The sequence below is a fragment of the Hydrogenophaga sp. genome, from assembly GCF_050250835.1.
In the GTDB taxonomy this organism is placed as follows: domain Bacteria; phylum Pseudomonadota; class Gammaproteobacteria; order Burkholderiales; family Burkholderiaceae_C; genus Hydrogenophaga.
This window is the reverse complement of the sequence record NZ_JBFWNX010000004.1, coordinates 228,984-234,983: the sequence shown is the minus strand read 5'-3', so window position 1 is coordinate 234,983 and position 6,000 is coordinate 228,984. Positions and strand designations below refer to the sequence as shown.

At 67.1% G+C, this 6,000-nt stretch carries 7 protein-coding genes; 4 read left to right on the top strand and 3 right to left on the bottom strand.

Annotation, left to right across the window (positions count from 1 at the left end; genetic code table 11):
* Positions 1 to 27 precede the first annotated feature (27 nt).
* On the top strand, positions 28 to 699 hold the full coding sequence (lolD, locus tag AB7F11_RS07800) for a lipoprotein-releasing ABC transporter ATP-binding protein LolD (protein WP_428288094.1): 672 nt from the start codon (positions 28 to 30) through the stop codon (positions 697 to 699).
* 13 nt (positions 700 to 712) lie between these two features.
* Here lolD and AB7F11_RS07795 read toward each other — a convergent pair whose 3' ends face one another.
* Entirely contained in the window at positions 713 to 1,138 is a 426-nt protein-coding gene (locus AB7F11_RS07795; protein WP_428288093.1) for an META domain-containing protein, read from the bottom strand.
* A 24-nt stretch (positions 1,139 to 1,162) separates the two neighbouring features.
* On the opposite strand from AB7F11_RS07795, the gene AB7F11_RS07790 reads away from it, so the two are divergent.
* On the top strand, positions 1,163 to 2,017 hold the full coding sequence (locus AB7F11_RS07790; RefSeq protein WP_428288092.1) for a TatD family hydrolase: 855 nt from the start codon (positions 1,163 to 1,165) through the stop codon (positions 2,015 to 2,017).
* Positions 2,014 to 2,508, top strand: coding sequence for a DNA-deoxyinosine glycosylase (locus AB7F11_RS07785; protein WP_428288091.1), 495 nt, complete (start codon positions 2,014 to 2,016; stop codon positions 2,506 to 2,508). The genes AB7F11_RS07790 and AB7F11_RS07785 overlap by 4 nt, the downstream gene beginning before the upstream one ends.
* 11 nt (positions 2,509 to 2,519) lie before the next feature.
* Here AB7F11_RS07785 and AB7F11_RS07780 read toward each other — a convergent pair whose 3' ends face one another.
* Together AB7F11_RS07780 and AB7F11_RS07775 are read right to left on the bottom strand one after the other, a co-directional pair.
* Positions 2,520 to 3,260 carry a LytR/AlgR family response regulator transcription factor gene (locus AB7F11_RS07780; RefSeq protein WP_428288090.1) on the bottom strand — a complete coding sequence of 247 codons (741 nt, stop codon included), beginning with the start codon at positions 3,258 to 3,260 and terminating at the stop codon, positions 2,520 to 2,522.
* A gap of 36 nt (positions 3,261 to 3,296) precedes the next feature.
* The gene (locus tag AB7F11_RS07775; protein ID WP_428288089.1) at positions 3,297 to 4,358 is read right to left on the bottom strand and encodes a sensor histidine kinase; all 1,062 of its coding nucleotides are present in this window, start codon (positions 4,356 to 4,358) and stop codon (positions 3,297 to 3,299) included.
* Positions 4,359 to 4,506: 148 nt separating this feature from the next.
* Between AB7F11_RS07775 and argH the strand changes: the two genes are divergently transcribed.
* Positions 4,507 to 5,958 carry an argininosuccinate lyase gene (gene argH / locus AB7F11_RS07770; protein WP_428288088.1) on the top strand — a complete coding sequence of 484 codons (1,452 nt, stop codon included), beginning with the start codon at positions 4,507 to 4,509 and terminating at the stop codon, positions 5,956 to 5,958.
* The last annotated feature ends 42 nt before the right edge of the window (positions 5,959 to 6,000 follow it).

The following is a 6,000-nucleotide window of genomic DNA, read 5'->3' as shown; positions in this document are numbered from 1 at the left end:
ACCCGAACGAGCGATGGCTCTACCCGAATGGATGTGGTCCTGAGTGCCACGGGCCTCACCAAGCGTTTCCAGGAAGGGCGGCTTGACGTGACCGTGCTCACCGGCGTGGATCTCACCGTGCGCGCGGGCGAGACGGTGGCCATCGTCGGCGCCTCGGGTTCGGGCAAAAGCACGCTCTTGCACCTGCTCGGCGGGCTTGACGCGCCCACCAGCGGCAGCGTGCAGCTCATGGGTCAAACGCTGTCGGGGTTGAGCGCTGCCCAGCAGGGCGACCTGCGCAATCGGCACCTGGGTTTCGTCTACCAGTTCCACCACCTGCTGCCCGAATTCAGCGCGCGCGACAACGTGGCCATGCCGCTGTGGATTCGCCGCATGGTGCGCGCCGAAGCTGCCGAACGCGCTTCAGAGATGCTCGGCCGCGTGGGGTTGGGCGAACGGCTTCATCACCGGCCAGCCGAGCTTTCGGGTGGCGAACGCCAGCGCGTGGCCATCGCGCGCGCCCTGGTGACTCAACCCGCCTGCGTGCTGGCCGACGAGCCCACCGGCAACCTGGATCGCAGCACCGCCGAGGGTGTGTTCCAGCTCATGCTGGAACTCTCCCGCGACCAGGGCACCGCCTTCATCGTGGTGACGCATGACGAGACGCTGGCTGCGCGTTGCGGCCGCGTGCTGCGTTTGACGACGGGTGTGTTGACTTGAGGCGATCCGCTGCTCAAGGCTTTGTTCGGACGAAGCGAAGGGGCTTTTGCATGCCCTTGCTGTACACCAGCATGGTTTTTCCCTGCACCTCCACCCGCTCGGCCTTCTCCAGCGCACCCAGGTAGCGCGCTTCCTGCTCCCCCACCGCGCCGGCGCAAGCCATGCGCGTCGAACCCATCTGGCCGATGGCGATGCGGTCGCTCATGAGTGTGTAGGAACCAAAAAAGCGGTTGCACGAGCCTTGGCCCGCCACGCGGCCCGCTTCGGGAAACGCCAGCGTGGCCTCCACGCGATCCAGCACCCCGGTGCCACCCAGGTCCTCCAGGCGCCATTCGCTGCCCACCAGCGGAGCGCTGGCAGGCGCACCGGGCATGGCGCAGGCGGTGAGGGCCATCAGAACCGGTGCGACGAGCCCGGCAAGGCGGAGGGTGGACGGCATGGTGATTCCTTTCGTGGCGGCACAATGGCCCGTTATACCGCCATGTGGATCGACACACACTGCCATCTGGATGCCCCCGAGTTCGGCGCCGAGCACGCCCTGGCGCTGGCCGCGCGTGCGCGGGCTGCAGCGCTCGACGTGGGCCGTTGTGTCATACCGGCCGTGGAGCGCACCAATTTCGACACCGTGCGTTCGCTGGCCCACCGCCTGGGCGACGCCTACGCCCTGGGCATCCATCCCTTGTACGTGCCGCAGGCACAGGACGGTGATCTGGACGCGCTGGACGCCGCGTTGACCCAACACGGCGACGACCCGCACCTCGTGGCCGTGGGCGAGATCGGACTGGACTTCTTCGTCCCCGCGCTGTGCACGCCGGCAATGCGCGAACGCCAGGTCTTCTTCTACCGCGCTCAACTCCGGCTGGCGCGAAAGCATGGCCTGCCGGTGATCCTGCACGTGCGCCGCAGCGCCGACGTGTTGCTCAAACACCTGCGCGAACTGCCCACGAGCGGCGGCATCGCGCACGCGTTCAACGGCAGCGAACAGCAGGCACGCGCCTTTCTGGATCGGGGTTTCAAGCTCGGCTTTGGTGGCGCGGTGACGTTCGAAGCGGCCAGCCAGCTGCGCCGCCTCGCCAGCGGCTTGCCGCTGGATGCACTGGTGCTGGAGACAGATTCGCCCGATATCCCGCCCCAATGGCTCTATGCCACCGCGGCGGAGCGTGCTGCGGGCCGTGCCCAGGGCATCAACACACCGGTGGAGTTGCCGCGCATTGGCGCGGTGGTGGCAGGCCTGCGCGGCATCACCGTGGATGCGATGCAGGCCGCCACGCAGGCCAACGCCATCGCGGCGCTGCCCCGGTTGAAGGATCTGCCATGAAGCGCCTGGAGGGCCTGGCGCCCGTGATCGGCACCAACACGCGTGTGCTGGTGCTGGGCAGTTTTCCGGGCGTGGCGTCGCTGCGCGCACAGCAGTACTACGGCCATCCGCAGAACCATTTCTGGCAGATCCTCGGTGCTCTTTGGGCCCTGCCCTTGCCGGCGATGCCCTACGAGGAGCGCGTGACGGTGCTGCGCGCACGGGGCCTGGGCGTGTGGGACGTGTACCGCGCCTGCGAGCGCGAGGGCAGCCTGGACACGGCGATCCAGAACGCCGAACTCAACGATTTCGCGGCTGCGCGGCGCGCATGCCCGCTGCTTGAAGCGATCGCCCACAACGGCGGCGAGAGTTTTCGGCACGCGAAGCACACGGAACCGTTCGGATTGCCGATTTACCGCCTGCCATCCACCAGCCCGGCCAACGCCAGCTGGAGCTTCGACCGCAAGCTGGCGGCCTGGGCCGAGGTGTTGCGGCGCCACGGCGTGGCCTGACCGCGAGCAGCTCAGCTCATCAGCGCTTCGCGCACCGCCGCCAGCTGGCGGCGCGAAACGGCCAGGCGCTCTTCCACGCCATCCAGGCGCACCATCCAGCCTTCGCCTTCCACCGGGTCGTTGTGCTTTTCCACCGCCCGCACCGCGCGGCGCGAGACCAGGGCGTTGCGGTGCACGCGCACGAACAGGTGGGCATAGCGCTGCTCAAGGTCGCTGAGGGCGCCGTCGTAGATGTGCTCCTTGTCGGCCGTGCGCACCGTGATGTACTTGAGTTCGGCCTTGAGGTAGATGACGTCGGCCAGCGCCACGCGCTCGCTGCGGCCACGCTCCTGGATGATCAGGCTCTCCGGTAGCCCCGCATCACCTGCGCCATCGCCGGCGCTCAACAGGCGCTGGGCCTTCTGCAGCGCCTGCTGGAGGCGCTCGCGCCGCACCGGCTTGGTGAGGTAGTCGATGGCCTCGAGTTCGAACGCATGCACCGCGTGCTCGGCGTAAGCCGTGACGAACACCACCGCCGGCGGCTTGGCCATCTCGCGCAGGGTGTTCGCCAGCTGAATGCCGTCCACCCCGGGCATGTGGATGTCGAGCATCACCAGATCGCACTGTGTGCGCTGGATCTGCTCCATCGCCTGCACCGCATTGGACGCCTCGCCCACCACATCGGTGCGAGGCTCGGCGCACTCGGCCAACAACGCGCGCAGCCTCGAGCGAGCCGGGGCTTCATCGTCAACGATCAATACCTTCAATGCCATGTCACGCTCCGTATCCAGAACCTGTCCCATACGCGCTTATACCGGTATTTCAAGCCGGACCTGAAACACTCCGTTGACCAGGGCGCTCTGAAAGCGGCCCTGGACGTCGTGCAAGAGGGTCAGTCGCTGGCGCACGTTGTCCAGCGCCAGGCCGTTTCCCGGGCGGCCGCTGCCGGCCGGGACGGTGTTGGTCACCTTGATCACCACCACCCCGCCACGGCGCTGCGTGCTGATGCGCACGATGGCCCCCGTCGGGCTGGGCTCCACCCCGTGCTTGACGGCGTTCTCCACCAGCGGCTGGAGGATCAGCGGGGGCAGCTTGGCCTTGGAAGCCGATTCATCGACGCTCCACTCCACCTTTAGCCGCTCGCCAAAACGCACCTGTTCGATGCCCAGGTAGTGCTCGGCCAGTTCCAGCTCTTGCCACAGCGGCACGGCCTCTTTCGGGTCGGCCAGCGCGTGGCGAAACAGCTCGCTCAGGTCTTCCAGCAGGCTCTCGGCCTTGGCCGGCTCCTCGCGCACCAGCGCAATGGCGCTGTTGAGCGTGTTGAACAGGAAGTGCGGCCGGATGCGCGCCTGCAGCTCGGCCAGGCGCGCGGTGGTGCCAGCGGGCGTGCGCGCCTTGGCGCGCCACATGAGCGCGGCCACCAGCACCGCCGAGACCAGCGCACCTGCAGATGCGCTGGCCACCCAGGGCGCGAGATCCGCCAGGCCCATGAGCACGAGCAGGCCGCACCCGTACAGGCCGGAGATCGCACCCAGGCCCGTAGCGGCGATCCACTGGCCCGGCATGGGCAACAGGCCGAGCTGGCGTTTGAGGCCGCAGACGGTCAGCAGCCAGGCGAGCACCGCGGGCAAGGCGGCGCCGGTCAGGACGGCCATCTGCGTCACCCAGCCCAGCACCGTGTGGACACCAAACATGGCCGCCACGGTGATCACGGCCTGCACGAACAGCACCGCGCGCAGCACCGTGCCCACCTGGCAGGTGTCGAAAACCTGCACGCGCGCACGCAGGTGCTCGGGCATCTCCGACAACGGACGCGCACCCGCCGCATGCGCCAGCTCCTGGAAGCTCGATAAAATTCTGGAATCTTTCATGGGAAGCGTTTTCCGTCCTCGGGTCGGCCAACGTGAGGGCCAGCACAGGGGTCCGTTGCGCCGTCTGCCGGCCCGGGCATGCACCTCGTGGCCCCTTCCCTGGCGGACATCCGCTCCTCTCCATTCCCACCCAGCCGCTGGCAACACCATGTCCACCAATCAACTTGACAAGAAATCCGAAGCCTGGTCTGCCCTATTCTCGGAGCCCATGAGCGAGTTGGTCAAGCGATACACGGCCAGCGTGTTCTTCGACAAGCGCCTGTGGCAAGCCGACATCACCGGCAGTCTCGCCCACGCGCACATGCTGGCGGCCCAGGGCATCATCGGCCGCGACGACCTCGAATCCATTCAGCGTGGCATGGCCCAGATCACCACGGAGATCGAAGATGGCAGCTTTGAGTGGAAGCTCGACCTGGAGGATGTGCATCTCAACATCGAGGCACGCCTGACGCAGCTGGTGGGCGACGCGGGCAAGCGGTTGCACACGGGACGCAGCCGCAACGACCAGGTCGCCACCGACGTGCGCCTGTGGTTGCGTGGCGAGATCGACCTCATCATCCCGCTGCTGAACGAGCTGCAGATGGCACTGGTGGACGTGGCGGAGAAGAACGTCGAAGTGATCCTGCCCGGCTTCACCCACCTTCAGGTGGCGCAGCCGGTGAGCTTTGCGCACCACCTGCTGGCCTATGTGGAGATGTTCTCGCGCGACGCCGAGCGCATGGCCGATGTGCGCCGCCGCACCAACCGCCTGCCACTGGGCAGCGCCGCGCTGGCGGGCACCACCTACCCGCTGGACCGCGAACTCGTGGCCCGCACGCTGGGCATGGTCGACGAACGCGGCGAGCCGCAGGTGTGCCAGAACAGCCTGGACGGCGTGAGCGACCGCGATTTCGCCATTGAATTCACCGCTGCCGCCTCGCTGTGCATGGTTCACATCAGCCGCTTCAGCGAGGAACTCATCTTGTGGATGAGCCAGAACTTCGGCTTTGTGAAAATCGCCGACCGCTTCACCACTGGCAGTTCGATCATGCCGCAGAAGAAGAACCCCGACGTGCCCGAACTCGCGCGCGGCAAAACCGGCCGTGTGGTCGGCCACCTCATGGGCCTGATCACGCTCATGAAGGGTCAGCCGCTGGCCTACAACAAGGACAACCAGGAAGACAAGGAGCCCTTGTTCGACACCGTGGACACGCTCAAGGACACGCTGCGCATCTTCTGCGAGATGGTGGGCGGACAGCTCAACCCGTCCACCGGGCAGAAGGAAGGCGGCATCACGGTGAACGCGATCGCCATGGAGGACGCGGCCAAGAAGGGCTACGCCACCGCCACCGATCTGGCCGACTACCTGGTGAAGAAAGGCCTGCCCTTTCGCGACGCCCACGAAACCGTGGCGCATGCGGTCAAGGCGGCGGTCTCGCACAACTGCGACCTGTCCGAACTGCCCCTGTCGGTGCTGCAAGGGTTCAACGCGTCGATCGAAAAGGACGTGTACGAGTGCCTGAGCCTGCGCGGCAGCCTCAACGCGCGCAACACCCTCGGTGGCACTGCACCCGCACAGGTGCGCGCACAGGTGGCGAGGCATCGGGCCCGCCTGGGCTGAGAGCCGGCCTGGCTCAAGTCGGCGACGAAACGCGTCGATAAC

Coding starts and splice junctions, on each gene's coding strand:
- lolD (WP_428288094.1), top strand. CDS start 28: ATGGATGTGGTCCTGAGTGCCACGGGCCTCACCAAGCGTTTCCAGGAA.
- AB7F11_RS07795 (WP_428288093.1), bottom strand. CDS start 1,138: ATGCCGTCCACCCTCCGCCTTGCCGGGCTCGTCGCACCGGTTCTGATG.
- AB7F11_RS07790 (WP_428288092.1), top strand. CDS start 1,163: ATGGCCCGTTATACCGCCATGTGGATCGACACACACTGCCATCTGGAT.
- AB7F11_RS07785 (WP_428288091.1), top strand. CDS start 2,014: ATGAAGCGCCTGGAGGGCCTGGCGCCCGTGATCGGCACCAACACGCGT.
- AB7F11_RS07780 (WP_428288090.1), bottom strand. CDS start 3,260: ATGGCATTGAAGGTATTGATCGTTGACGATGAAGCCCCGGCTCGCTCG.
- AB7F11_RS07775 (WP_428288089.1), bottom strand. CDS start 4,358: ATGAAAGATTCCAGAATTTTATCGAGCTTCCAGGAGCTGGCGCATGCG.
- argH (WP_428288088.1), top strand. CDS start 4,507: ATGTCCACCAATCAACTTGACAAGAAATCCGAAGCCTGGTCTGCCCTA.